Below are 22,856 nucleotides of genomic sequence, written 5' to 3' on the forward strand. Positions count from 1 at the left end.
CACTTTTAGGAATGAACTCTTCATAATATATGATATTAATTTTTAAATTTAAGTCTGTTATTTTATTTTTTTTTGCATTGTTATTAATTATGTTTTCATTCATTATTTTGTTTTTTAACTTTAATATTACATTTGTTATTGATAATTATGAGGGCAATCACAAAAATGGCTGATCGCTATGTTTATATATATAATTTTGTGTATGTTAAAAAACAAATAAAATCCGTCTTACATTTCTAATGTAAATGTCTCGGTATGGCATAGCAGGCTATCTAATCAATGATTTCATGAAATAATGGGTGAGTCACAATGCGGTGCAAAATTCCTAAAACAGACTTATTAGTGACATTTGAAGCAGTTGCTCAATATGAAAGTTATACTCGAGCAGCCGAAAAATTGGCGTTAACACAAAGTGCCGTTTTCCGCCAAATTACAGCACTGGAAGATTTACTTAACGTTTCACTATTCCACCATGTTCGTAAGCGGATATTTCTGAATGATGCAGGGCGTTATTATCTTGGCTTAGTTAGAGATACCTTAGAGCAATTGGAAAGGGATACGCAAAGTATTATGTCTTATCAATCGACTCAACAGATTTTAGAATTAGCAGTAACACCCACGTTTAGCACGCATTGGTTGATCCCTAATCTTAGTGATTTTCATGAGAATCATCCGGAGATTGTTCTGAATTTAATTGCTCTCACGACACCTGCAGATTTTTTGAATCTGAAATATGATGCTGCGATTATGCGTGAAGATTTCAGCAGCCCTTGGGCAGAAAATGAGCATCTATTTGAAGAAGAACTGATTCCGGTATGTAGCCGCATGCTGTGGCGCGATGATAAAAAGGTTATGCGTGCGGAACAATTGATGGACGAATTTACACTACTGCACCAAACGACTCGTTTAGACTCTTGGTATGATTGGTTTGCACTCTCTGGAGTGAACAATCCCAAAGTGCGAATGGGGCCGCGATTTGATCTTTTATCAATGCTAATTTCAGCCGTTCGCTCTAATTTGGGCGTGGCGTTATTACCTCGCTTTGCCATTCATAAGGATTTAGAAAATGGTGATATGGTTATTCCTTGTGATTTGCCGATGAGTACTGGAAATCATTTTGTACTGACTTATAAAGATGGCAAAAGAGGGTTAAGAAGTTTGCAAAAATTCAGCCGTTGGGTACATGCGAAATCGAAAGAAGAAGAGCTAAAAAGAACATGGGTTAGCTGATAATTTATTAAACGGACATTTATAAAAATCATTGTGGTCAATATGCTTTAATTGTGTATATAAATATCATTTCGTCACCGACTTGTTCACTAGAAAACATTATGTATTGCAGATAGAACAATTGCTTTTTATCTTATCCCGCCAATAATGGAGGTGTAATGCATATGGCAATTCAAGATGTTATTTCTCAAACCCTTTTCAATATAAATAACAAGTATGTTCTGCCTGCTGTTTATATTTGGTTAATAGAGTGAAAATAATGCATAAAAATGGTTTTTCCTATCAAGAACTATTTCCTCTTACTGAGGATAAAACAGAGTATTACTTACTAACAGATAAGTATGTTTCGACTATTAAAATTGCGGGAATAGAAATATTAAGAGTGAAACCAGAGGCTCTGACATTAGTCTCTCAACAAGCTTTCCATGATGCCTCATTTTTTCTACGCCCAGCACATCAACAGCAAGTTGCTGCTATTTTGCACGATCCTCAAGCTAGCGAAAATGATAAATATGTCGCACTTCAACTACTGAGAAACTCAGAAATTTCAGCTAAGGGCATTTTACCAAACTGTCAGGATACGGGGACATCTACCATTATTGCCCAAAAAGGCCAGAGAGTGTGGACCGATATTGATGATGCACAAGCACTGTCTCGCGGTATTTATAACACCTTTCGTGATGATAATTTGCGCCATTCACAAAATGCCGCATTGGATATGTATACCGAAATCAATACTGGAACAAACCTTCCTGCGCAAATTGATATTTTCTCGACTACCGGGGCGGAATATTCTTTCCTGTTTGTTAATAAAGGGGGCGGTTCAGCAAATAAAGCAGCACTGTATCAAGAGACTAAAGCATTGCTGGAGCCGAAAAAACTGACTGCTTTTTTAATTGAAAAAATGAGAGAGTTAGGAACGGCGGCATGCCCTCCTTATCATATAGCATTTGTCGTCGGCGGTACCTCTGCTGAATTAACTTTGAAAACGGCAAAATTAGCCTCAACTAAATATTATGACAACTTGCCCACGGAAGGTAATGAATACGGGCGAGCTTTTCGTGATATCGAACTTGAGCAAGAATTGCTTCAAGCTTCTCAGGCATTTGGTCTGGGTGCTCAATTTGGTGGCAAGTATTTTGCCCATGATGTCCGCGTTATTCGTTTGCCACGCCATGGTGGTTCCTGCCCGATAGGTATGGCGATTTCATGTTCATCTGATCGAAACATTAAAGCCAAAATAAACAAAGAGGGAATATGGCTTGAGAAGTTAGAGCGGCATCCTGAGCAATATATCCCCGAAGACTTACGGGAAAGTAACGAAGGGACGGTGGTGAATATCGATCTAAACCAACCGATGGATCAAATTCGTCGACAACTTTCAGGCTATCCCGTCTCTACGCGTGTCTCGCTGAATGGTTCATTAATTGTGGCCCGAGATATTGTCCATGCCAAACTGAAAGAGCGTCTGGAACAAGGAGAGGAATTACCGCAATACATGAAAGATCACCCTGTCTATTATGCGGGGCCCGCTAAAAAGCCAGACGAATTTATTTCAGGTTCCATGGGGCCAACAACAGGAGGGCGAATGGATTTGTATGTCGACCTTTTTCAATCCCATGGTGGCAGTTTAGTGATGTTGGCTAAAGGTAATCGCAGCCATGAAGTCACGCAAGCCTGCCAAAAGCATGGTGGCTTCTATTTAGGCAGCATTGGTGGTTCTGCGGCTATTTTGGCGCAGGAATATATCAAAAGCCTGGAATGTATCGAGTTTCCCGAACTGGGCATGGAAGCAGTATGGAAAATGGAAGTCGAAAATTTCCCCGCCTTTATTTTGCTTGATGATAAAGGTAACTCATTCTTTGACCTAATTCAGATGAAAGTATGCGCAGGTTGTCAGCACTAGCTTTTGCGCGGAGGGTATCTCAATGAGCGAAGAACGGTATCAGCAGCGGCAGCAACATATTAAGGAACAGGTTGAAACGCGTGTTGCTGAAGCGACTAAAACGGGCGGTATCATCATTGTATTTACCGGTAATGGTAAAGGAAAAAGTACAGCAGCTTTTGGTACGGCGGCACGAGCTGTTGGTCATGATAAGCAAGTTGGCGTCGTTCAGTTTATTAAAGGCACATGGGAAAGTGGTGAATATAATCTGTTGAGTCGCAACGGGGTTGAGTTTCATATTATGAAAACCGGTTTTACTTGGGAGACACAAGACAAGGTGGCAGATACCCTCGCAGCACAAAGGGTATGGGAACAAGGCCGTCGAATGTTATCCGACCCGTCATACCATCTCGTGATTCTAGATGAGTTAACTTACATGATCACTTACGGTTACTTGGCACTAGACGAAATAATAACCACGTTAAAAGAACGACCTAAGAATCAAAGCGTCATCATCACCGGGCGAGCATGTCATCGCGATCTCATTGCCCTCGCAGATACCGTCAGCGAATTACGGCCTGTTAAGCATGCTTTTGATTGTGGGGTTAAGGCGCAGAAGGGTATTGATTGGTGATTCCCCTTCGTCCTTGGCACTGCAGCGGTGTTAGCTGTGCTCACGCGCCCGAATCACTGACTTGAGTTAGCTCATCGGGACTTGCTCGCTTGCTGCAACGCCAATGACTTTGGGGAATCGTTTGGTCTTGGCGCTGCAGCGGTGTTAGCTGTGCTCACGCGCCCGAATCACTGACTTGAGTCAGCTCATCGGGACTTGCTCGCTTGCTGCCTTGCTGCAACGCCAATGACTTTGGGGAATCGTTTGGTCTTGGCGCTGCAGCGGTGTTAGCTGTGCTCACGCGCCCGAATCACTGACTTGAGTCAGCTCATCGGGACTTGCTCGCTTGCTGCCTTGCTGCAACGCCAATGACTTTGGGGAATCGTTTGGTCTTGGCGCTGCAGCGGTGTTAGCTGTGCTCACGCGCCCGAATCACTGACTTGAGTCAGCTCATCGGGACTTGCTCGCTTGCTGCCTTGCTGCAACGCCAATGACTTTGGGGAATCGTTTGGTCTTGGCGCTGCAGCGGTGTTAGCTGTGCTCACGCGCCCGAATCACTGACTTGAGTCAGCTCATCGGGACTTGCTCGCTTGCTGCCTTGCTGCAACGCCAATGACTTTGGGGAATCGTTTGGTCTTGAATTGCAGCTGTAAAAAAAGGCGCCGTAGCGCCTTTTTATTCACTGCTTTCTGATACGACTTATTAGAGTACCAGACCCGCGATAGAGGCGGACAATACGCTCACCAATGTGGAGCCGTACAGCAGTTTTAAACCAAAACGAGAAACCACATTCCCCTGATGCTCATTCAGACCTTTAATCGCCCCGGCTACGATACCGATAGAAGAGAAGTTCGCGAATGAAACCAAGAACACGGACAGAATACCGACACTACGTGGTGACAGTTCTGATGCGACTTTCTGCAAGTCCATCATTGCCACAAATTCGTTAGAAACCAGTTTGGTCGCCATGATACTACCCACTTGCAAGGCCTCATGCGCCGGAACGCCCATAATCCATGCGAACGGGAAGAACACATAACCCAAGATTCCTTGGAAGCTAATACCGAACAGCAGGCTGAACAAGGCATTTACAGCAGCAATCAATGCGATAAAACCAATCAGCATTGCAGCAACAATAATGGCGACTTTGAAACCCGCCAGGATGTATTCCCCCAGCATTTCAAAGAAGCTTTGGCCTTCATGCAAGTTACTGAGTTGTAACTCTTCTTCTTCTTCAGCTTTATACGGGTTGATTAATGACAACACGATAAAGGTACTGAACATGTTAAGCACCAGTGCCGCGACCACGAATTTCGCGTCCAGCATTGACATATAAGCCCCCACAATCGACATAGAAACTGTCGACATTGCAGTTGCTGCCATGGTGTACATACGTTTTTCGGACATTTTGCCCAAAATGTCTTTATAAGCGATAAAGTTTTCAGACTGGCCCAGAATCAGTGAACTCACTGCGTTGAATGATTCCAGTTTGCCCATGCCGTTAATTTTGGACAATAAAGTACCAATGATACGGATAACGATCGGCAGTACTTTGATGTATTGCAAAATACCGATTAAGGCAGAAATGAAGACGATAGGGCACAGCACTCTCAGGAAGAAGAACGCCAGACCTTTATCCCCCATATTGCCAAAGACAAAGTCAGTACCGGTAGCAGCGAATCCGAGTAATTTGTCGAATAAGCCGGCGAATCCTTTCACAAAACCTAATCCAGCTTCCGAATGGAGGAAGAAGTACGCCAATAACACTTCAATAACCAGCAATTGAATAACAAACCGAATGCGGATGCTCTTGCGATCTTTACAGGCAGCCAGAGCTAATATGGCCACCACGATCAAGGCCAACGCAAACTGCAGAATATGGGACATATGTGCTCCAAATTTGAGGCAGGCTAGATTTTCGTGGACATTTTATGTAACGGCTACATTAAAAACGAGACGTAGGCTGCAAATATAGAAATTCACTTTCATAAATGCAAACAAATTAGTGGGGTAGATCACAAAAAATAGGATGTTAATAATATGCTAAAGAGGTAGTTTTAATCCATGAGCTTGGATAATTGTAGCTCCCAGTCTTGGAAGCTGCGATGTCAGATTTGGCACGGTTTTCAGAAACAATGCGCAAAAGATTATTGCACGGCAAATTATGCGGTATTGGCTATCAGAGAGATAAGTTTTGTCGTTCTAAATGCGCTTGATAATTATTATCATTTATCTATTATTGGTGATCAGAGAGTAGCCGTAAATTCCCCAAGGGTAATACTGAATGTTGAATAGCCGTGCTGTCGATACATCCCGCCGTACATCAAGGAGGATTAAGCTCTCCCTGATGGGGCCTGCTTTTATCGCGGCCATTGGTTATATTGACCCCGGTAACTTTGCCACCAATATTCAAGCGGGCGCTTCATTTGGCTACACCCTTTTATGGGTAGTTGTTTGGGCCAACATCATGGCCATGCTTATCCAATTACTTTCTGCCAAACTCGGTATTGCAACGGGTAAAAATCTGGCTGAACACATTCGAGATCGTTTCCCCCGTCCCGTAGTTTGGGCGTACTGGGTGCAAGCCGAGATAATCGCAATAGCAACGGATTTGGCTGAGTTTATCGGTGCGGCGATCGGCTTTAAATTGCTCTTAGGTGTCACTCTTTTGGAAGGGGCGGTACTGACGGGCATCGCAACATTCCTCATTCTCATGCTGCAAAACCGTGGGCAAAAACCGCTCGAACTGGTCATCGGTGGGTTGTTGCTGTTTGTTGCTGCCGCCTACATTGTTGAGCTTATTTTCTCGCGCCCTGAGATTGCAGCGCTAGGGCGAGGGATGTTAGTCCCAGATTTACCTAACCGTGATGCGGTGTTTTTAGCCGCCGGGGTATTGGGTGCCACCATTATGCCGCACGTTATCTATCTGCATTCTTCATTGACGCAAACGGCAGGGGAGAGCTCTAAAGCGGATCGTTATGCGTCGACGAAATTGGATGTCGCGATTGCGATGACCATCGCCGGTTTCGTCAATCTGGCGATGATGGCAACAGCCGCAGCAGCTTTTCATTTCAATGGTTACGGCAGTATTGCCGAGATTGAACAAGCCTATTTAACATTGCAACCACTGCTGGGGAATGCTGCCGCCACTATTTTTGGCTTAAGTTTAGTGGCCGCCGGGCTTTCATCAACAGTGGTCGGGACGTTAGCTGGGCAAGTGGTTATGCAGGGCTTTGTGCGGTTTTACATTCCCATTTGGGTTCGTCGTCTGGTGACTATGCTGCCCTCTTTTATTGTTATTTTAGCGGGGTTAGATGCTACCCGGATACTGGTTATGAGTCAGGTATTGCTCAGTTTTGGTATCGCACTGGCATTGGTGCCACTGCTGGTTTTCACCGGCAATAAAGAATTGATGGGAGATATGGTTAACTCAAAATTGATTCAGAATTTGGGGAAACTGATTGTGCTGGTCGTGGTTGGATTAAATGCATACTTGCTTGTGGGTTTGCTTTAGTCAACGACAGACAATGATGCCATAAGGCGGGTGGGGCAAACTCCCGCCTGACAACAAACGTGACTTAGTCGTGATGATGACCATGCCCTTTTCCATGACCGCGATGTTGCTTTTTGGCGTGCTTGTCATATTTCCAGTAGCGGCCTTCATGGTAGTAATAATTCTTTTTCCACCAACCTCTATTTTGCCAGCGGTGACCATCCCAGTAATGGCCGTGGCGGTTTCGTTCACCTAAATCTCGGCCTTGATGGTTGTGCCACCACTGCCGGTCGCGCCAATCATAACCATCCCAATAATTACCACTGCGGTCTTGTTCGCCAATTTGCAAAGACACACTGGGTAGCAATTCAATACTCTCGGCATTTGCCATTGGAATGAGAGGGAACCAAGCTAATATAGTTATCAATAGCAAGGGCTTGATTCTTCTCGGTCTCACGACACTCAGTTTCAACAGCGTCGATTTAAACAGGGCCGCTTTTATCATCATTCATCCTTATTTGGCCTTATGGCTATGACACCATCTTAAACAGTGCGGTCCCCGCTGGGATTCGGATAAAACTGTAAAATAAAGATTTAGGAATTATCTGTGAGGATGATGAAAGGACGTTAACAGGGGCACTTAGCCCCTGTTTGATGATAGGAGAGGAAACGTTTACACCAAAATGTCTTCGATAATTTTTATCTCAGCTTCACTGAATTCAGTATTTGCCAGCATGCCGACGGCATCATCGATTTGACTCGTTTTACTGGCTCCAATCAGAGCCGAGGTTACCCGCCCACCTCGTAAGACCCAAGCTAAAGACATCTGCGACAACTTCTGCCCACGATCTAATGCCAACTCATTCAATTGACGCACTTTCGTCAGTTTTTCCGCTGTAAGTTGTTCAGGATTGAGGAATTTACTGTCACTGGCGGCTCGTGAGTCTAATGGGATGCCAGTCAAATAGCGATCAGTTAATAACCCGCCAGCCAGTGGAGAAAAGGCAATGGAACCCACCCCATATTCCTCCAGCGTATTTTGCAGATCTGCTTCAATCCAGCGCTCAAACATTGAGTATTTGGGTTGATGAATCAGACATGGAGTCCCCAGTTGCGCCAAAATTTCGCAAGCCTGACGCATAAGTGTCGCCGGGTAGTTAGACAAGCCGATATACAGTGCCTTACCTTGCCGTACGAGCAGGTCTAGCGCTGCCATCGTTTCTTCCAATGGCGTATTGGGATCTGGGCGGTGGTGATAGAAAATATCAACATAATCCAACCCCATACGTTGCAAGCTTTGATTGATACTGGCCACCAAATATTTTTTAGAACCCCAATCACCATAAGGGCCGGGCCACATGGTGTAGCCTGCCTTGGAGGAGATAATCAGCTCATCGCGATAAGGGCGCAGGTCTTGTTGCAAAATACGACCAAAATTCAGTTCAGCCGATCCGGGGGGAGGGCCGTAGTTATTGGCTAAATCAAAGTGGGTAATACCGTGATCAAAAGCTCGGAGAACCAAATGACGGCTATTTTCATACAGCGTGCTATCACCAAAGTTATGCCATAGTCCAAGTGAAATAGCCGGGAGCAATAGCCCATGACGACCACAACGATGGTACTCCATTTCCTGATAGCGGGAGGAGGCTGCTTGATAGACCATGATGACCCTTATTGATGAGAATAAACGACACTTGAGTGTATGCGTGTTCACCCGCTGCGTAAGCTAGTGAGATCACGTTATCTCTTGTTGACGTGATGATGCTTATGACTGAAGTCGGGATGTCAGCAAAAGATGACAGTACGCGCTAATTAATAATTCAAAAATATTAGATATATTTATGTTTTGCTTAATACTTATCTCACGATAATCAGCATTAAGGTTGATATGGTTATGGTCAGCAGCTACAAAGTGGCGGATTACTTACTGGATCGCTTGGCGCAATTAGGTGTCCGACATCTCTTTGGTGTTCCTGGTGATTTCAATCTTCATTTTCTTGATCATGTGATAAATCATCCCGTTATCCACTGGATGGGATGCGCTAATGAGCTTAATGCGGCGTATGCCGCAGATGGGTATGCCCGTGTCATGCCTGCTGCGGCATTGTTAACCACTGTAGGGGTCGGAGAGTTAAGCGCTATTAATGGAATAGCAGGTAGTTATGCTGAATATCTTCCTGTTATTCATATTGTTGGCACTCCTGCACTAGATGCACAAAAGGCGGGAGAATTGCTGCATCACTCATTAGGTGACGGTGACTTTGGTCATTTTGCCCGTATGGCAAAAGAGGTTACCTGCGCGCAGGCCAACTTGACTGCCAAGAATGCGGTAGCCGAAATAGATCGCTTGCTTGTGGCAGCATTGTGCCAGCGACGCCCTGTTTATCTCCAACTGCCCGCCGATGTTGCACAAGCTGATGTGGCAACATCTTTGGGTGAGTTGTCTCTGCCGCAACCTCTCTTATCGCCGACATCGTTGCAGGCATTTACTGATGCCGCTCGCGAAAAATTGCAGTCGGCGCAACGGATAGCCCTATTAGCTGATTTTCTGGCCGATCGTTTTGGTGCCCGACAACCGTTACGTCACTGGCTGGCGGAGGTGGATCTGCCACATGCAACGTTATTGATGGGAAAAGGGCTATTGGATGAGACGCACCCGATGTTTATCGGCACTTATGCTGGTGCGGCCAGTGAGGCCAACGTCAAAGCATATATCGAAGAGGCTGATGTGCTGATCGCCGTCGGAGTGTGGTTTGTCGATACCACTACTGCCGGATTCAGCCAGCATATTACCCAGGATAATTGTATTGATATCCAACCAGAACAGGTGCGTATTGGGCAAAAAGTGTTCAACCAAATCCCCATGGTGGTCGCTGTGGAGGTATTGCATCAATTGTGCAAATCACTGCAAGATGAGTGGCAACCCTCCATGATCGCTCATCCAGTGTTGGAGGCACCACAATATAACATTCTGGATCAAAAGGCATTTTGGTATCACATCCAACATTTTCTGCGCCCGAACGATATTGTGGTGACGGATCAGGGCACCTCTTGCTTTGGTGCGGCGACACTGACGTTACCTTCAGAATGTATCCTTTTCACTCAGTCATTATGGGGATCAATTGGTTTTAGTTTACCCGCAGCTTATGGCGCACAAGTGGCGCAACCTCAGCGGCGAATGATATTGCTGCTGGGGGATGGGGCGGCACAATTAACCATTCAAGAGCTAGGATCGATGCTGCGCAGTGGCTTAAATCCCATTATTTTTCTCTTGAATAACCAAGGGTATACCGTAGAACGGATGATTAACGGGCCACAGCAACGCTATAACGATGTGGCCGAATGGAACTGGTCACAGCTACCACAAGCCTTAGCTAAGGGTAAAGAATCCTTTACGGCGACGGTAACTCAGGTTGATCAATTGCAGCAGGTGCTGGCAGACATCGAGAATATTGAGCAGTTGGCTTTTATCGAAGTGGTATTACCACAAATGGATGCCCCAGAGTTACTTATCAATATCGCTAAATCTCTTCAGGCCCGAAATACAGTGCTTTAACGGTTTATTTATCTGTATTGGTATTGCCAGTCAATTGATCCAATAACCAATAGCCTGCCGGGCCAGGTGGGCTTTTTTTCGACCAAACCGCATCAATTGAGATCATCTTTGGCCAGCCGGCGGTGGGCAAGGCCACCAGTTTTCTATGACTATATTGCTCAACTAGCCAGCGCGGTAAAATGGCCCAGCCAAAACCTTGTTCAGCCATTTCCAGTAACATTAAATAACTAGGCGCTGACCACATTAGCCCCTGTGACTGATTACGCTCCGTGCGGTTGTATGTATTGAGGCGAAGCTGGCGAGTGGTTGCCAGTTGCTCAGGACGAACGTGGGAAAACTGCGCTAACGGATGGTCAGCTTGGACAAATATCGCCATTTCAGTTTGTGCGGCTAAACGGCTGGCTGCAATGTCCGGCGGATAGTGCGACTGAACCTCCACCACACCAATATGCGCACGGCGCAGTTGTAGCAAATCTATGACATCGTCATCTTCGGCAATCAAACACTCAAATTCAATATCGGGGTAGCGCTGCTCAAAGCGGCGCAACAGGCTTTCATGATGTGTGGGTTGATAAGTGTCAGAGAGGACAAACGTCAGCCGTGTTTCAACCTGACCGGCCAACCTAATGGATAAATTATCCAGCCGTTCACTGGCGGCCAGAATCTCCTGCACATGAGACAGCACACGGCGCCCATGGTCAGTTAACACTGGCTGACGCGCTTGCCTGTCAAACAACGTCAAGCCCAAATCAGCCTCCAAATTGGCAATAGCAGTGCTGATGGTTGACTGGCTTTTACGAAGTTTACGGGCTGCGGCTGAGAAGGAGCCAAGTGCTGCGGCTTCAACAAACGCAATTAATGCCTCAGGAGAATAGTGCATAAACTATCTATTTTATCGATGGGTTCTATTTTTAATCTATCTTAAAAAACGATGATAATCACCATCAACAAGATATTATCGGTTAATTATGTAGGTGTTTTATGCAAGTCCATCACAGATCTTTTTTTGAACGAGTTATTCATGCCGTAGGTTTTGAAGTGATTGCGGTGGCTATTTCTGCCCCTGTTGCAGCGTGGCTGTTGGATCGTCCTATTTTACAAATGGGGGCATTGGCCGTCATTCTCTCTTCAGTGGCGATGCTGTGGAATATTATTTACAACAGCCTGTTTGACTACTTCTGGCCAGTGAGCCGGGTGGCAAAAACGGCATTGGTGCGGGTGCTGCATGCTTTGGGCTTTGAAGGTGGGTTTATCCTGATTGGCTTGCCTATCGCTGCTTTCGTATTAGGGGTTTCATTGTTACAGGCATTTATACTGGAGATTGGTTTCTTCCTGTTCTTTCTGCCATACACCGTCTGTTACAACTGGGCCTATGATAGCTTACGGATGCGGATTATTCGTTCCCGCCGGTCAAGTACATTGACCCCAGCGTCTGATAAAGGGCGTAGCTCGAACTAATTTCCTCAAAACGATATCCCCTTTTTCGTGTTCAGTCGCGGCAATTTGCTGCTGCTGAAACGTTTTTTTGTGATCTTTATCGCAAAGCGAAAGGGTTTACAGCAATGAGATTGTTGTTTCTCCAACCTGATTTTACAGTGAGCGTAGTTGAAGTTAAGAATCCCTGTAATGGAGAAGTTTCTGATGACGAGCTATGCCCTGGTGGGTGACGTTGGCGGCACTAATGCCCGTTTGGCGCTCTGCGCTGTGACGACGGGCGAACTATCACAAGCACAAACATATTCAGGTCTGGAATACGACAGTCTGGAAGATGTGATTAAGCAATATTTGTCAGAACATCAGGTTACTGTCACTGATGCCTGTATTGCCATTGCCTGCCCGATTACCGGGGATTGGGTGGCGATGACCAACCATACTTGGGCATTTTCTATTGCGGCAATGCAGAAAAGTTTGGGGCTGAATCATTTAGAAGTTATCAATGATTTTACGGCGGTATCAATGGCGATTCCGGTGCTTTCAGAACAGGATATTCTGCAATTTGGTGGCACATCACCACAGCCAGGTAAGCCTGTTGCCGTCTATGGTGCGGGGACAGGGTTGGGAGTGGCGCATTTAGTCAATGTGGACAAACGTTGGATAAGCTTGCCGGGTGAGGGTGGGCATGTGGATTTTGCCCCCAACAGTGATGAAGAAGACCAAATTCTGGCGGTGTTGCGCCATGAACTGGGCCATGTTTCCGCTGAACGGGTTTTGTCCGGACCGGGGTTGGTCAATTTATATCGGGCGATTGTGATTTCTGATGGGCGCCTACCAGAGAATCTTGCCCCTAAAGATGTGACCGAGCGTGCCTTAGCTGATAGCTGCACCGACTGCCGCCGCGCACTATCACTGTTCTGTGTGATCATGGGGCGCTTTGGCGGTAATCTGGCACTGAATCTCAGTACCTTTGGTGGCGTCTATATTGCTGGTGGTATCGTGCCGCGCTTTATGGAGTTCTTTAAAGCCTCTGGCTTCCGTGGTGCTTTTGAAGATAAAGGGCGTTTCAAAGATTTCTTGCAGGATATTCCCGTTTACATGATTACGCATCAGCAGCCCGGCTTGCTGGGGGCCGGAGCGTACCTACGTCAAAAATTAGGGCATGAACTCTAATCGTTGGAACGTAAGGTTTAATAGGGAGTGATTATCACTCCTTAAGTCCCCTCATTTGTAATGACGTCAAGGATAGGTTTTTAGACTACTTGATAAAAAAAGCAGAACCTTGGTTCTGCTTTTTTGTGTCTAAATTAGCTGTCATGCATGGCTGCTGGCAGTCACTCTTGCTGGGGCAGTTGATACATTTTCTGCCTCGGCAGTGGCACCTTTAGGTGGCTTGATTATCAGTGTTAACAGCAAAGAGATCACCGACAATACTGCAATCACGATAAAGGTTGCGTGATATCCGCCCAGACGGGCTGCGATAAATGATCCCGCCAGCGCTCCCAAACCAAACCCTTGATAAATAACACCATAGTTTTTGCTGTGGTTTTTCAGACCAAAGAAGTCACCAACAATGGCGGGGAACACGGTGATATTGCCGCCGAAACAGAAAGCAATGGCTCCAACACACAAGAAGAATAACGCGTGAGTGAGTGGAACAAAACTCAGTACAGATACGGCCAGAGTCGTCACCAATAAGGTAAAACTGATCACTCGTAGGCGGCCTACTTTATCTGATAATGCCCCTAAAATAATGCGCCCGGCGGTGTTAAATATGGCGATAGCAGACACCGTATTAGCCGCCATCGCCATGTCCATCCCCGCCAGTTGTACGCCTAAATCTTTCACAATACCAATCAGATATAAGCCACTCATACATGCTGTGAAGAAGATGATAAACAGGAAGTAAGACTCTTTCACTGCCAGCATCTCTTTGACACTGAAATCACGGCCAGCGGATGCAGATTGCAAGCTGTTGGCAGCTTGGGGTGCGACTACCTTCTCGCGTAGTAGGAATGACCCTGCCCCGACCAGCACCATGACAATAATACCCCAGTAAAAGAAAGCCAGCGATACTCCTTGATTGGCAATCAAGCTAGCATTCACATACTTGAACAACAGGCTACCAGTACCAAATGCGCCAACAGAAATTCCTGAAATCAGCCCCTTACGTTCTGGGAACCATTTAATCAGATTTGACAAAGTGGTGATGTAGGCAGTGCCATCGGCAAAGCCGACCACAATACCAGCTAGTAGATAAATCATACCCAGAGAGGTTGCAAAGGAGCTGGCAATCAGGCCAAGGCCGAGAATAATACCGGAAATCAATGTCAGTTTACGGATACCGATGCGCTCTTGTAGACGGCCAGCAAACAGAGTGGCAATCGCTAAAGAGAAGCTGGTGATGGAAAACGTGGTGGCAACGGCCCCCAGTGACCAACTGAATTTCTCCCCAAGAGGTTGATTAAATAAGCTCCAAGTATAAATAGTGCCTAAACCCATCTGAACAATGATAGTACCAACAACAATTAGCCAACGATTTACCGGTTTACTGCTCATGCCGGACTCCTTAAACATCAATGCATATGGCCCGAATAGGGCTATTGCGACTGTAACAGTGGATGCAATAGCGTCGGTTTGCCAGAAAATTACGCGCTGAGGAGCACCGAAAATCTTGTATTGAGGTGTTATCAGCCCGCCGAATGAAACCAGTATACGGGCGGGCTAACGGCTATAGATCGAAAGGGGAATGAGCTGCATTCAGGGAGGAATGAAATGCATTTAAAGGCGCATCAGTTGCCTGAACTCTTTTATCTTGCTGCGGCTGACGGGGACTTCAAAATCTAAATCACTCAGTCGTAGGATATAGGTATTGTTAAACCAAGGGACAATTTCGCGGATTTTAGCTAAATTCACACAATAAGAGCGGTGGCAGCGGAAAAAGTACTCTTCCGGCAGGCGGCTACAAAATTCAGTGATATTCATCGGCATAATAAATTCTTCGCGTCGAGTATAGACCAGCGTGACCTTCTCTTGTGCCGCTGCATAGTAAATATCATTGATATCCGTGACGATGATGCGCTCATCTTTCATCAAATTGATAGTATGGGCGGCTGAACGATGACTGGGGCTACTGGCCTGCTCTTTATTATTTTGATTATCGCGTTTGTGCAGAGCTTCCAGTTTTTGCAACATCGTCACAATTCGCGACTCGTGATATGGCTTTAAAATATAATCAAAGGCTTCAATTTCAAAGGCTTCAACGGCATGCTCTTTGTAAGCCGTGATAAAAATAATATAAGGCTTCTGAGTAAACTTGCTGATGTTCTGCGCCAGTAAAACGCCATCGAGTGATGGAATATTAATATCGAGAAAAATAGCATCAACTTGATGATTTTGTAGATATTTAAGTACATCAAGCCCATCTTCAAAGGTGGCTTCAATGGTTATGCCGCTGTGCTGGCGGATCAGGTAACTTAGCTCTTCCTGAGCCAGAAATTCATCCTCAACAATGATTGCTTTCACAGGTTAAACTCCGGCTGAAATACTGGGTTCTGCATGGACCTTGCCACCATTCTTACTGATATAAAAAGAGATCTCGGTGCCGGGCTCTAGCCGACGTATCTGTAAACCCTCGCCATAAAGTAATTTCACCCGATGATGCACATTCAGTAAACCGATTTTATTGCCTGGCATTTCGTTATTTGCCACACGCTCAATGGTTTCCTGATTAATTCCGTTACCTGTATCTTTCACTGAAATTTTTATCTGGTCACCACAGTCTTTAACCGCAATAACCACCACACCTTTACCACGACAGGGCTGAATTCCATGCACGATGGCATTTTCTACAAGTGGTTGAATCAGCAGACTTGGAATTTTGAGTGAAATATCGTCATCAATATCATAAATCACGGTCAATTTACTGCCAAAGCGTGCCTGCTCAATGGCGATATAATCCTGAATTTGATGCAATTCTTTGCGAATATCAATTTGCTCATCATTTAGCTCAAGGTTGTAGCGCAAATAACGAGACAAATTGATGATCAACTGGCGTGCGGTATCTGGATTAATGCGAATCGACGAGGAAATTGCATTCAGCGCATTAAATAAAAAGTGCGGGTTAATTTTACTTTGCAGTGCGCGCATTTCCGCTTTATTGGCCATTTCACGTAGCTGTTCAATGCGAGAAACCTCAATTTGCGTTGAGATTATCTGTGATAAACCTACCGCCATTACTTTTAGTGAATATGTAATTTTATGAGCGTGGCAATAATAGATTTTCAGTGAACCAGTGACTTCGCCTTTTTCCCATAGTGGGATGATGATAAGCGAATGAATTTGTGGCGTGCGGTGGACTTCATCATTATTGCGAATAGTAATTTTACCGCGTTGGATACTTTCTTTGGTGATATCACTGATAATTTCATGACCGATATTGTAGGTTTCTGCCCCCACGCCGACATAAGCTAGGATAGTCTGGGTATCCGTGATGGCGACCGCATCTGCTTTGATATCGTTGCGAATAATTTCACACACACTGCGCAAGGATTCGCCGTTAATATTGCGAAAATAAGGCAGGGTTTTGTTAGCAATATCCAAGGCTAATTTTGCTTGTCGGGCGGCAATGACCTCTTTTTCATCCTCGACGCTTTGTACTAGCAACACAATCAAGCCGATACAAACCGCCCCTAAAATCATCGGAATCGCGATTTTAGATACAATATCAATACCCAAAGCTGTCGGTTTAGCCCAGATAACCACCAAGAGCATGGTCAGTGATTCACAAATCATACCGGCCAGAATACCAATACTCCATTGCCGCTCTTTCTTGACTTTTAGATTGATATAGCCCGACATCAAACCAGCAATAATACTGGTAATTAAACAGGGAACAGAGGTAATGCCATCAATATCAATTAAATATCGGTGAGAACCTGCAATTAGCCCGGTAATAATTCCAACCCACGGACCAAAGAGAATACCGCCTGACATGACGGCAATCACCCGCACATTAACCAGAGACCCTTCAACATTGATGCCGGAATAGGTGCCAAAAATAGCAAACAACGAGAAAATAGCCGTGACCGCTGCTAGCTCCAATGGCGTATGTTTTTCTTTTTGCAATAACTGGCGAAATAGGCGAGTGCGGGTCAGGAAGAACAGGCAAATTAACATCAATGCGGCGCGATCAAACACCGCCAGTAGCATTTCAAATATCTGGTGCACACTATTTTCTCTTGGCAACAACCGGTGTCTCAGGTGAGAAATAATCGGGTCGTAGGGCGAACAAGCGGCTAATTATAGGGAGAATAGCGGCTGACTACCATTTTATCTTCAGAGATGAGAAAAATGCTGCCGGAGTTGATTTTCCGACAGCAGATTCGCTGGGGAGCCTACTCTGTCATTCCTAATTGTTGTTTACCAATGGCGGTCAAATTTGTAGCAGTGGCTCTGCCTGTGAAATCGACTTCAAAGTCATCCGCCGCAAAATCGGGTGGCGAGCGGCCATCAATAAAACTGGCTAATTGGCGTGGCAGATAGGCGGCATTCTTTTCGCACCAAGGAGCCGCAGCGATATACATAACATTGCTGTCAAACTCCCCGTTATGTTCGTTTTCTACAGAATGAATTACGTCGCAATGCCAGAATACCGTATCACCAGCCTCTAGATCTGGAATAGGGGAAATGGCTTCCATTAAAAGAGGATGCCACTGCTCGGAGGTGGATAATGCTCGTCCTGGCGCAGCACCACACAAATCATCATCTGCCACATCGTCTTGCAATGCCCGCAGCAACATATAGGCCATCGCATTTGCTATCGGAATCACATTTAAGGTCCCGGCGTGGGTACGTTGCGGTGTGAGCGCCGTCCAGCCCTGAAAAGTACGGAACATTGAACACACGGCGGGTGACGGGAATTCACGCACTTGTGGGCGACCTTCAGCGGCAAAGGGATCGTATTTTTGCCATTCACCGGAAAATACATGACGATAAACATGGCGGAAATTTTCGTCCAACCAGCGTTCGATTGAGCCGCCGTCAACATGAGGTGACAAGCCCAATGATGACGATTTTGGTGGGCGACGACGTGTACGGTCGGCATAGGTCACCACACGGTTGGCATCAAAGTGTTGCTTACCGTTGCTCTCGGTTTGCCACAAATTATTTAAGAATATTTGCACCGCATTCATGCGCTGATCCTGACGGGCTTCAATCTGTGGTGTTGACCAGTAAATACCGTAAATTTGTGGCTTGCTGGCAGCTAATGTGCCGAAGTAGTTATCTTCCGCCGCATTTTTCAGACGTTCTACAAAATTATTACGTTCCAGGTAGTGGCCGATTTCACGGTTCCATGCCGCCGCTTTTTCCCTAGGGAATACACCGAGGATGGCACAGCATCCCCGCTGTTTTATTTGTGCTTTTTGTTCGTCAGTGATTCTGCCATTGATAATATCATCAGCATGAATACGCGGAACCGGGCTTTCACCCTGTGCCAAACTGCGGCGGATTTCAGTGACTTGCTGGCGAATATTTTCTTCTACAGCTTGGAAGACTGACTGATAATCAGGTAGTGCCTGACGTAATTGCTGTTTCACCGCTTTGATTGCTGCGGGAATATCGTCTATTTGTAATGAAGCCATAATGCTGATTCTCCGATAGCTGTAGGTTGAGGCTGCGGTAATGGTTTGCATTTTGCTGACCATTTGTTTGTTTTTTGTTATCTTCAGGTAAACATTATTTGAGCAAAATAGAGAAGAATAAAGGGATGAGGTTTCAGCAAAATTTCCTCTTTAGTTTCTTAACGTCTTTTCGTCACTAACTTGTTAAAATAAAAGGAAAAATGGTGCCAGTCATTCCTATGTTTAGTCGCAATCCTATCTCGCTAAAAACACCCAGACTTACCCTCGACAGCCTGGTAGAACAGGACTGGCCGCTGTTTTTGCGTTTATATCAAGACCCCGAGGTCCAGCGTTATATGTCTGACCCGATGGATATCACTGAGATCCGCGCACGATTTGAATCTCGCCTGATGCCTTGGACGAAGACTGCCTGCCACTGGTTATGTCTGGTTATCCGTGAGAAAGAGGGCAGGGAGGCTATGGGGTTGACGGGTTTTTTAGCGGAATGGTCACCTCTACAACAAGCCGAGGTAGGTTATGCCATGTTGCCGTCTTATCAAGGCAAAGGGTTTGCTAAAGAATCCCTGATGGCGGTACTGGCATTTGGTTTTCAGCAATGCCAGTTTCATAAAATGAAAGCCACGGTGACTGTGGGGAATCACCCCTCGCGTGCGGTGCTTGAACGCTGTGGCTTTCAGGTGGAAGGCACCTTGCGGGATAACTACCGGCTTGGTGGGCAGTGGTGTGATGACTGGGTATTGGGGTTGCTGGCCCGTGAGTTTGCTCCACAGCCCTGACGTCCGATGAGCAAGATATTTGTTATCAGCCACTCGACAGGTATTCAGCGCTGGGATATGTTCATAAACAGACCATTTGATGGTCAGCGTCGCTCGGACGGTCCGGGCGCTAACGTATCCTCGAGGAAATTATGTCTGAACAACCTTCTAAGCGTCGTTTTACCCGTATTGATCGCCTTCCCCCTTATGTCTTCAATATTACCGCTGAACTGAAAATGGCCGCGCGTCGTCGTGGAGAAGATATTATCGATTTTAGTATGGGTAACCCGGACGGCCCGACGCCACCGCATATTGTGGAAAAAATGTGCAGCGTCGCGCAGCGTGAAGATACTCACGGTTATTCAACTTCCCGTGGTATCCCCCGTTTGCGTAGGGCAATTTCTCGCTGGTATGCCGATCGCTATCAGGTAGATATTGACCCCGAAAGTGAAGCCATTGTTACCATTGGCTCGAAAGAAGGGCTGGCCCATTTGATGCTGGCGACGTTGGATCACGGTGATACCGTGTTGGTGCCAAATCCCAGCTATCCCATTCATATTTATGGGGCGGTCATTGCTGGAGCGCAAGTGCGCTCGGTGCCACTGACGGAGGGCATTGATTTCTTTGGGGAGTTGGAACGCGCCATTCGAGAAACCATTCCTAAACCTAAAATGATGATCCTCGGTTTTCCTTCTAACCCAACAGCACAATGCGTGGAGCTGGACTTTTTCGAACGCGTCGTGGCGTTGGCGAAGCAATATGATGTGCTGGTGGTGCATGATTTAGCTTATGCCGACATTGTCTATGATGGCTGGAAAGCCCCATCAATCATGCAAGTCCCCGGTGCGAAAGATATTGCGGTTGAGTTCTTTACCTTATCGAAAAGTTACAATATGGCAGGCTGGCGTATTGGTTTTATGGTCGGCAATCCAGAATTGGTCAATGCCTTGGCGCGAATTAAGAGCTATCACGATTACGGTACATTTACTCCATTGCAGGTTGCCGCTATTGCCGCATTGGAGGGGGATCAGCAGTGCGTGCGTGATATTGCTGAGCAGTATCGGCAGCGCCGTAATGCCTTGGTCCGTGGGCTACATGAGGCGGGTTGGATGGTCGAAAACCCGAAAGCATCAATGTATGTCTGGGCCAAAATTCCAGAACCTTATGCACATCTAGGCTCACTAGAGTTTGCTAAGCGCTTATTATCAGAGGCGAAAGTTTGCGTCTCACCTGGGATTGGTTTTGGTGATTATGGCGATACTCATGTCCGTTTCGCTTTGATTGAGAATCAGGACAGGATCCGTCAGGCAGTTCGTGGGATTAAAAGTATGTTTCGTGCTGATGGTTTATTGAAACCTAAATCCAGCTCGGGAGACGCGGTTTAATCGATTAGCTATATAGCGGAGCGCGCAGCCATGAGAAATCGTTATTCATTACCGCAGATAACACTGCATTGGTTGACGTTAGTGATGATCATTTTGACGTACTCAGCCATGCTGCTCAGTGATGCTGTACCTGATGAAGATCGGACATTGGTAAAAAATCTGCATTTTAATTTTGGTATTTCTGTCTGGCTGCTCATGCTCGCGCGACTCTGGCTACGCCATCGAAATGTGACCCCAGCCATCACACCTAAATTACCTGACTGGCAACTTTTGGGCGCACATATGCTGCACTGGGGCCTGTATCTGATGTTTTTATCGTTACCGGTATTGGGTGTTTTAGCGCAGGCTTATGGCGGGAAAACTTGGTTCTTACTGGGTTGGCAAGTCCCGCAATGGGTGACGCCAAATGACGATGCGCGTGCTTGGCTAAAACAGACCCATGAGTTAATCGCCAATTTGGGGTATTTCGTGATTGGGGTTCATGCGCTGGCAGCACTTTACCATCACTATATTCGCCGTGATGATACGTTGCGCAGAATGATGCCGGGGAAATGATATTCAGCTAAAAATGATAAAGGGCGCAAATGCGCCCTTTATGCTATGTCTGGTCATTGATGGTTTAAGTGAATGTTATTCGACCATCATCATGAAAGTGCCAACCCAAACCACTAACATGATTGAGATACCCATAAAGAAATATTTCATTGAACAACTCCTCCTTGGAGCCATCTCGCCAGCCTGAGTCACTCAGTGACTGTCTGCGAGTCGATGGCGCTAATGTAATCCCAACAGAGAGCGGTTTTCAATACTGTAATTTTATGCATTAGATCACACTTCTACATTTAAATAGCAGTAGATGTTGGTCAATGTATTGAAGTGTGAGGCTATTAACGTTTTTTTAAATTATCGCTTAATAACAATTTGTTACTCTCTTGACTTAAATTTAAGCGATGACGTTGGTGGCAATGTGCTTAATCGATTTTTCTTACCATGATATCTGCCTCAAAGCCCAGTAAATAAAGGGCTTGCTCCAGCACTTCAACTTTGGACGCGTAATCCACATCAAGCAGACGATCCATTTGTGGCAAACTCAAACCGAGCTTACGTGCCATCTCGGCTTTACGCGTGTTTGTGGCGAGAATAGCATTATGTAATTCTGCTTTTAAACGCACCAGAATGGAGACATGAACCGCAATATCACCTGCTTGTAATGGCGATGGCGCAGGAATTGGGCGGCGTTCTTCCATCTCAACGGCGATCCCATTTTTAATCCCTTCTTGTGCTTCTAATTCAATATCGTCCAGAGAGTAGGTCACTGATTCCAATTCAGGAAAGTCACGATACTGAATATGGTATTCGCCGCTGACTTCATCAAAAGTATAACTGGCAGGGTAATGGAACAAAGTGGTGACTCCTGTAGGAACAAAGAACTTAAGTTAGCAGGCATTGTACTGGTATCAGCGAGGTGGAGTTACCTATTTAGTCGATTCATTTAGGGAGAGGATTAGCAGAGTGATGGTGATATTACTGACATTTCCAGCGCCATTGCCGGGCATCTGGCAACGCATTCGCCACAACCATCACATTGTTGGTCAATTAATGTTGGGGGCTGGCGGGGGTGCCATAGCAGTGCTTGTTTATCACAAAAATCAGTGCAGCTATTGCAATAAATATACGTATTTTGACACGGGTTTGTGAGGATGGGATGAGGCAGCGTCGGGGGCGTAGTCTGCACGGCGCCTCCCGCCGCACCTTTTAATAAGCCACGAAATAGCCCGCGGCGGCTGATGACCCGACTTTCCAAATAGGCTTTGTAATAACGCTCATCTCTAGCCATTTATTTTTTATCCTCCCTTTTTCT

Annotated in this window: 21 protein-coding genes; 10 read left to right on the forward strand and 11 right to left on the reverse strand. The window is 45.9% G+C overall.

From position 1 onward, the window contains the following. Positions 1-309: 309 nt before the first annotated feature. The 3 genes from ACIOG0_RS06225 to cobO all read left to right on the forward strand — a co-directional run bounded on the left by ACIOG0_RS06225 (position 310) and on the right by cobO (position 3,749). The gene (locus tag ACIOG0_RS06225) at positions 310-1,230 is read left to right on the forward strand and encodes a LysR substrate-binding domain-containing protein (RefSeq protein WP_050101459.1); all 921 of its coding nucleotides are present in this window, start codon (positions 310-312) and stop codon (positions 1,228-1,230) included. Positions 1,231-1,489: 259 nt separating this feature from the next. After that, positions 1,490-3,136: a fumarate hydratase gene (locus ACIOG0_RS06230; protein WP_050295779.1), complete on the forward strand. Its 1,647-nt coding sequence runs from the start codon at positions 1,490-1,492 to the stop codon at positions 3,134-3,136. Positions 3,137-3,158: 22 nt separating this feature from the next. After that, positions 3,159-3,749 carry a cob(I)yrinic acid a,c-diamide adenosyltransferase gene (cobO, locus tag ACIOG0_RS06235; protein ID WP_050101461.1) on the forward strand — a complete coding sequence of 197 codons (591 nt, stop codon included), beginning with the start codon at positions 3,159-3,161 and terminating at the stop codon, positions 3,747-3,749. Between the two features lie 681 nt (positions 3,750-4,430). Here cobO and ACIOG0_RS06240 read toward each other — a convergent pair. Beyond that, positions 4,431-5,615 (reverse strand): NupC/NupG family nucleoside CNT transporter, encoded by a 1,185-nt coding sequence (locus ACIOG0_RS06240; RefSeq protein WP_050101462.1) that lies wholly within the window; start codon positions 5,613-5,615, stop codon positions 4,431-4,433. Between the two features lie 397 nt (positions 5,616-6,012). On the opposite strand from ACIOG0_RS06240, the gene ACIOG0_RS06245 reads away from it, so the two are divergent. Beyond that, positions 6,013-7,242 carry an Nramp family divalent metal transporter gene (locus tag ACIOG0_RS06245; RefSeq protein WP_050101463.1) on the forward strand — a complete coding sequence of 410 codons (1,230 nt, stop codon included), beginning with the start codon at positions 6,013-6,015 and terminating at the stop codon, positions 7,240-7,242. 64 nt (positions 7,243-7,306) lie between these two features. Here the strand turns inward: ACIOG0_RS06245 and ACIOG0_RS06250 are convergent, their stop codons facing one another. Both ACIOG0_RS06250 and ACIOG0_RS06255 read right to left on the reverse strand, forming a co-directional pair. Next, positions 7,307-7,726: a DUF2502 domain-containing protein gene (locus ACIOG0_RS06250; protein WP_072086763.1), complete on the reverse strand. Its 420-nt coding sequence runs from the start codon at positions 7,724-7,726 to the stop codon at positions 7,307-7,309. Positions 7,727-7,894: 168 nt separating this feature from the next. Then, positions 7,895-8,884, reverse strand: coding sequence for an aldo/keto reductase (locus tag ACIOG0_RS06255; protein ID WP_050101464.1), 990 nt, complete (start codon positions 8,882-8,884; stop codon positions 7,895-7,897). 231 nt (positions 8,885-9,115) lie between these two features. Here ACIOG0_RS06255 and ACIOG0_RS06260 point away from each other — a divergent pair, with 231 nt between their 5' ends. After that, positions 9,116-10,777, forward strand: a complete 1,662-nt coding sequence (locus ACIOG0_RS06260; protein WP_050296390.1) for an alpha-keto acid decarboxylase family protein — start codon at positions 9,116-9,118, stop codon at positions 10,775-10,777. 4 nt (positions 10,778-10,781) lie between these two features. Here the strand turns inward: ACIOG0_RS06260 and ACIOG0_RS06265 are convergent, their stop codons facing one another. Then, entirely contained in the window at positions 10,782-11,657 is an 876-nt protein-coding gene (locus ACIOG0_RS06265) for a LysR family transcriptional regulator (protein WP_050101465.1), read from the reverse strand. A 101-nt stretch (positions 11,658-11,758) separates the two neighbouring features. Here ACIOG0_RS06265 and ACIOG0_RS06270 point away from each other — a divergent pair, with 101 nt between their 5' ends. Beyond that, entirely contained in the window at positions 11,759-12,235 is a 477-nt protein-coding gene (locus ACIOG0_RS06270; protein ID WP_128451902.1) for a multidrug/biocide efflux PACE transporter, read from the forward strand. 183 nt (positions 12,236-12,418) lie between these two features. Then, a complete protein-coding gene (glk, locus tag ACIOG0_RS06275) occupies positions 12,419-13,384 on the forward strand; it encodes a glucokinase (protein ID WP_050101467.1) in 966 nt (321 codons plus the stop codon). Positions 13,385-13,525: 141 nt separating this feature from the next. Here glk and ACIOG0_RS06280 read toward each other — a convergent pair whose 3' ends face one another. From ACIOG0_RS06280 to ACIOG0_RS06295, 4 genes are all read right to left on the reverse strand, one after another. Next, positions 13,526-14,770 carry an OFA family MFS transporter gene (locus ACIOG0_RS06280; RefSeq protein WP_050140316.1) on the reverse strand — a complete coding sequence of 415 codons (1,245 nt, stop codon included), beginning with the start codon at positions 14,768-14,770 and terminating at the stop codon, positions 13,526-13,528. Positions 14,771-14,992: 222 nt separating this feature from the next. After that, entirely contained in the window at positions 14,993-15,736 is a 744-nt protein-coding gene (locus ACIOG0_RS06285; protein WP_050101469.1) for a LytTR family DNA-binding domain-containing protein, read from the reverse strand. A 3-nt stretch (positions 15,737-15,739) separates the two neighbouring features. Further along, positions 15,740-17,440 carry a sensor histidine kinase gene (locus ACIOG0_RS06290; RefSeq protein WP_050101470.1) on the reverse strand — a complete coding sequence of 567 codons (1,701 nt, stop codon included), beginning with the start codon at positions 17,438-17,440 and terminating at the stop codon, positions 15,740-15,742. A 167-nt stretch (positions 17,441-17,607) separates the two neighbouring features. Further along, a complete protein-coding gene (locus tag ACIOG0_RS06295) occupies positions 17,608-18,855 on the reverse strand; it encodes a DUF1479 domain-containing protein (protein ID WP_050101566.1) in 1,248 nt (415 codons plus the stop codon). 218 nt (positions 18,856-19,073) lie between these two features. Between ACIOG0_RS06295 and ACIOG0_RS06300 the strand changes: the two genes are divergently transcribed. From ACIOG0_RS06300 to ACIOG0_RS06310, 3 genes are all read left to right on the forward strand, one after another. Beyond that, positions 19,074-19,631: a GNAT family N-acetyltransferase gene (locus ACIOG0_RS06300; protein ID WP_050101471.1), complete on the forward strand. Its 558-nt coding sequence runs from the start codon at positions 19,074-19,076 to the stop codon at positions 19,629-19,631. A gap of 131 nt (positions 19,632-19,762) precedes the next feature. After that, positions 19,763-20,995, forward strand: coding sequence for an alanine transaminase (alaC, locus tag ACIOG0_RS06305; RefSeq protein ID WP_050101472.1), 1,233 nt, complete (start codon positions 19,763-19,765; stop codon positions 20,993-20,995). A gap of 30 nt (positions 20,996-21,025) precedes the next feature. Then, a complete protein-coding gene (locus tag ACIOG0_RS06310; protein WP_050101473.1) occupies positions 21,026-21,550 on the forward strand; it encodes a cytochrome b in 525 nt (174 codons plus the stop codon). A gap of 75 nt (positions 21,551-21,625) precedes the next feature. On the opposite strand, the gene ypdK is transcribed toward ACIOG0_RS06310, so the two are convergent. From ypdK to ACIOG0_RS06325, 3 genes are all read right to left on the reverse strand, one after another. Then, positions 21,626-21,700 carry a membrane protein YpdK gene (gene ypdK, locus ACIOG0_RS06315; RefSeq protein WP_098057507.1) on the reverse strand — a complete coding sequence of 25 codons (75 nt, stop codon included), beginning with the start codon at positions 21,698-21,700 and terminating at the stop codon, positions 21,626-21,628. A 266-nt stretch (positions 21,701-21,966) separates the two neighbouring features. Then, a complete protein-coding gene (locus ACIOG0_RS06320) occupies positions 21,967-22,398 on the reverse strand; it encodes a hypothetical protein (RefSeq protein ID WP_050101474.1) in 432 nt (143 codons plus the stop codon). A 101-nt stretch (positions 22,399-22,499) separates the two neighbouring features. After that, positions 22,500-22,832, reverse strand: coding sequence for a 4Fe-4S binding protein (locus tag ACIOG0_RS06325; protein WP_128451903.1), 333 nt, complete (start codon positions 22,830-22,832; stop codon positions 22,500-22,502). Between the last annotated feature and the right edge of the window lie 24 nt (positions 22,833-22,856).

It is taken from the genome of Yersinia vastinensis (genome assembly GCF_044905075.1).
In the GTDB taxonomy this organism is placed as follows: domain Bacteria; phylum Pseudomonadota; class Gammaproteobacteria; order Enterobacterales; family Enterobacteriaceae; genus Yersinia; species Yersinia vastinensis.

Coding starts and splice junctions, on each gene's coding strand:
- ACIOG0_RS06225 (WP_050101459.1), top strand. CDS start 310: ATGCGGTGCAAAATTCCTAAAACAGACTTATTAGTGACATTTGAAGCA.
- ACIOG0_RS06230 (WP_050295779.1), top strand. CDS start 1,490: ATGCATAAAAATGGTTTTTCCTATCAAGAACTATTTCCTCTTACTGAG.
- cobO (WP_050101461.1), top strand. CDS start 3,159: ATGAGCGAAGAACGGTATCAGCAGCGGCAGCAACATATTAAGGAACAG.
- ACIOG0_RS06240 (WP_050101462.1), bottom strand. CDS start 5,615: ATGTCCCATATTCTGCAGTTTGCGTTGGCCTTGATCGTGGTGGCCATA.
- ACIOG0_RS06245 (WP_050101463.1), top strand. CDS start 6,013: ATGTTGAATAGCCGTGCTGTCGATACATCCCGCCGTACATCAAGGAGG.
- ACIOG0_RS06250 (WP_072086763.1), bottom strand. CDS start 7,726: ATGATAAAAGCGGCCCTGTTTAAATCGACGCTGTTGAAACTGAGTGTC.
- ACIOG0_RS06255 (WP_050101464.1), bottom strand. CDS start 8,884: ATGGTCTATCAAGCAGCCTCCTCCCGCTATCAGGAAATGGAGTACCAT.
- ACIOG0_RS06260 (WP_050296390.1), top strand. CDS start 9,116: ATGGTCAGCAGCTACAAAGTGGCGGATTACTTACTGGATCGCTTGGCG.
- ACIOG0_RS06265 (WP_050101465.1), bottom strand. CDS start 11,657: ATGCACTATTCTCCTGAGGCATTAATTGCGTTTGTTGAAGCCGCAGCA.
- ACIOG0_RS06270 (WP_128451902.1), top strand. CDS start 11,759: ATGCAAGTCCATCACAGATCTTTTTTTGAACGAGTTATTCATGCCGTA.
- glk (WP_050101467.1), top strand. CDS start 12,419: ATGACGAGCTATGCCCTGGTGGGTGACGTTGGCGGCACTAATGCCCGT.
- ACIOG0_RS06280 (WP_050140316.1), bottom strand. CDS start 14,770: ATGAGCAGTAAACCGGTAAATCGTTGGCTAATTGTTGTTGGTACTATC.
- ACIOG0_RS06295 (WP_050101566.1), bottom strand. CDS start 18,855: ATGGCTTCATTACAAATAGACGATATTCCCGCAGCAATCAAAGCGGTG.
- ACIOG0_RS06300 (WP_050101471.1), top strand. CDS start 19,074: ATGTTTAGTCGCAATCCTATCTCGCTAAAAACACCCAGACTTACCCTC.
- alaC (WP_050101472.1), top strand. CDS start 19,763: ATGTCTGAACAACCTTCTAAGCGTCGTTTTACCCGTATTGATCGCCTT.
- ACIOG0_RS06310 (WP_050101473.1), top strand. CDS start 21,026: ATGAGAAATCGTTATTCATTACCGCAGATAACACTGCATTGGTTGACG.
- ACIOG0_RS06325 (WP_128451903.1), bottom strand. CDS start 22,832: ATGGCTAGAGATGAGCGTTATTACAAAGCCTATTTGGAAAGTCGGGTC.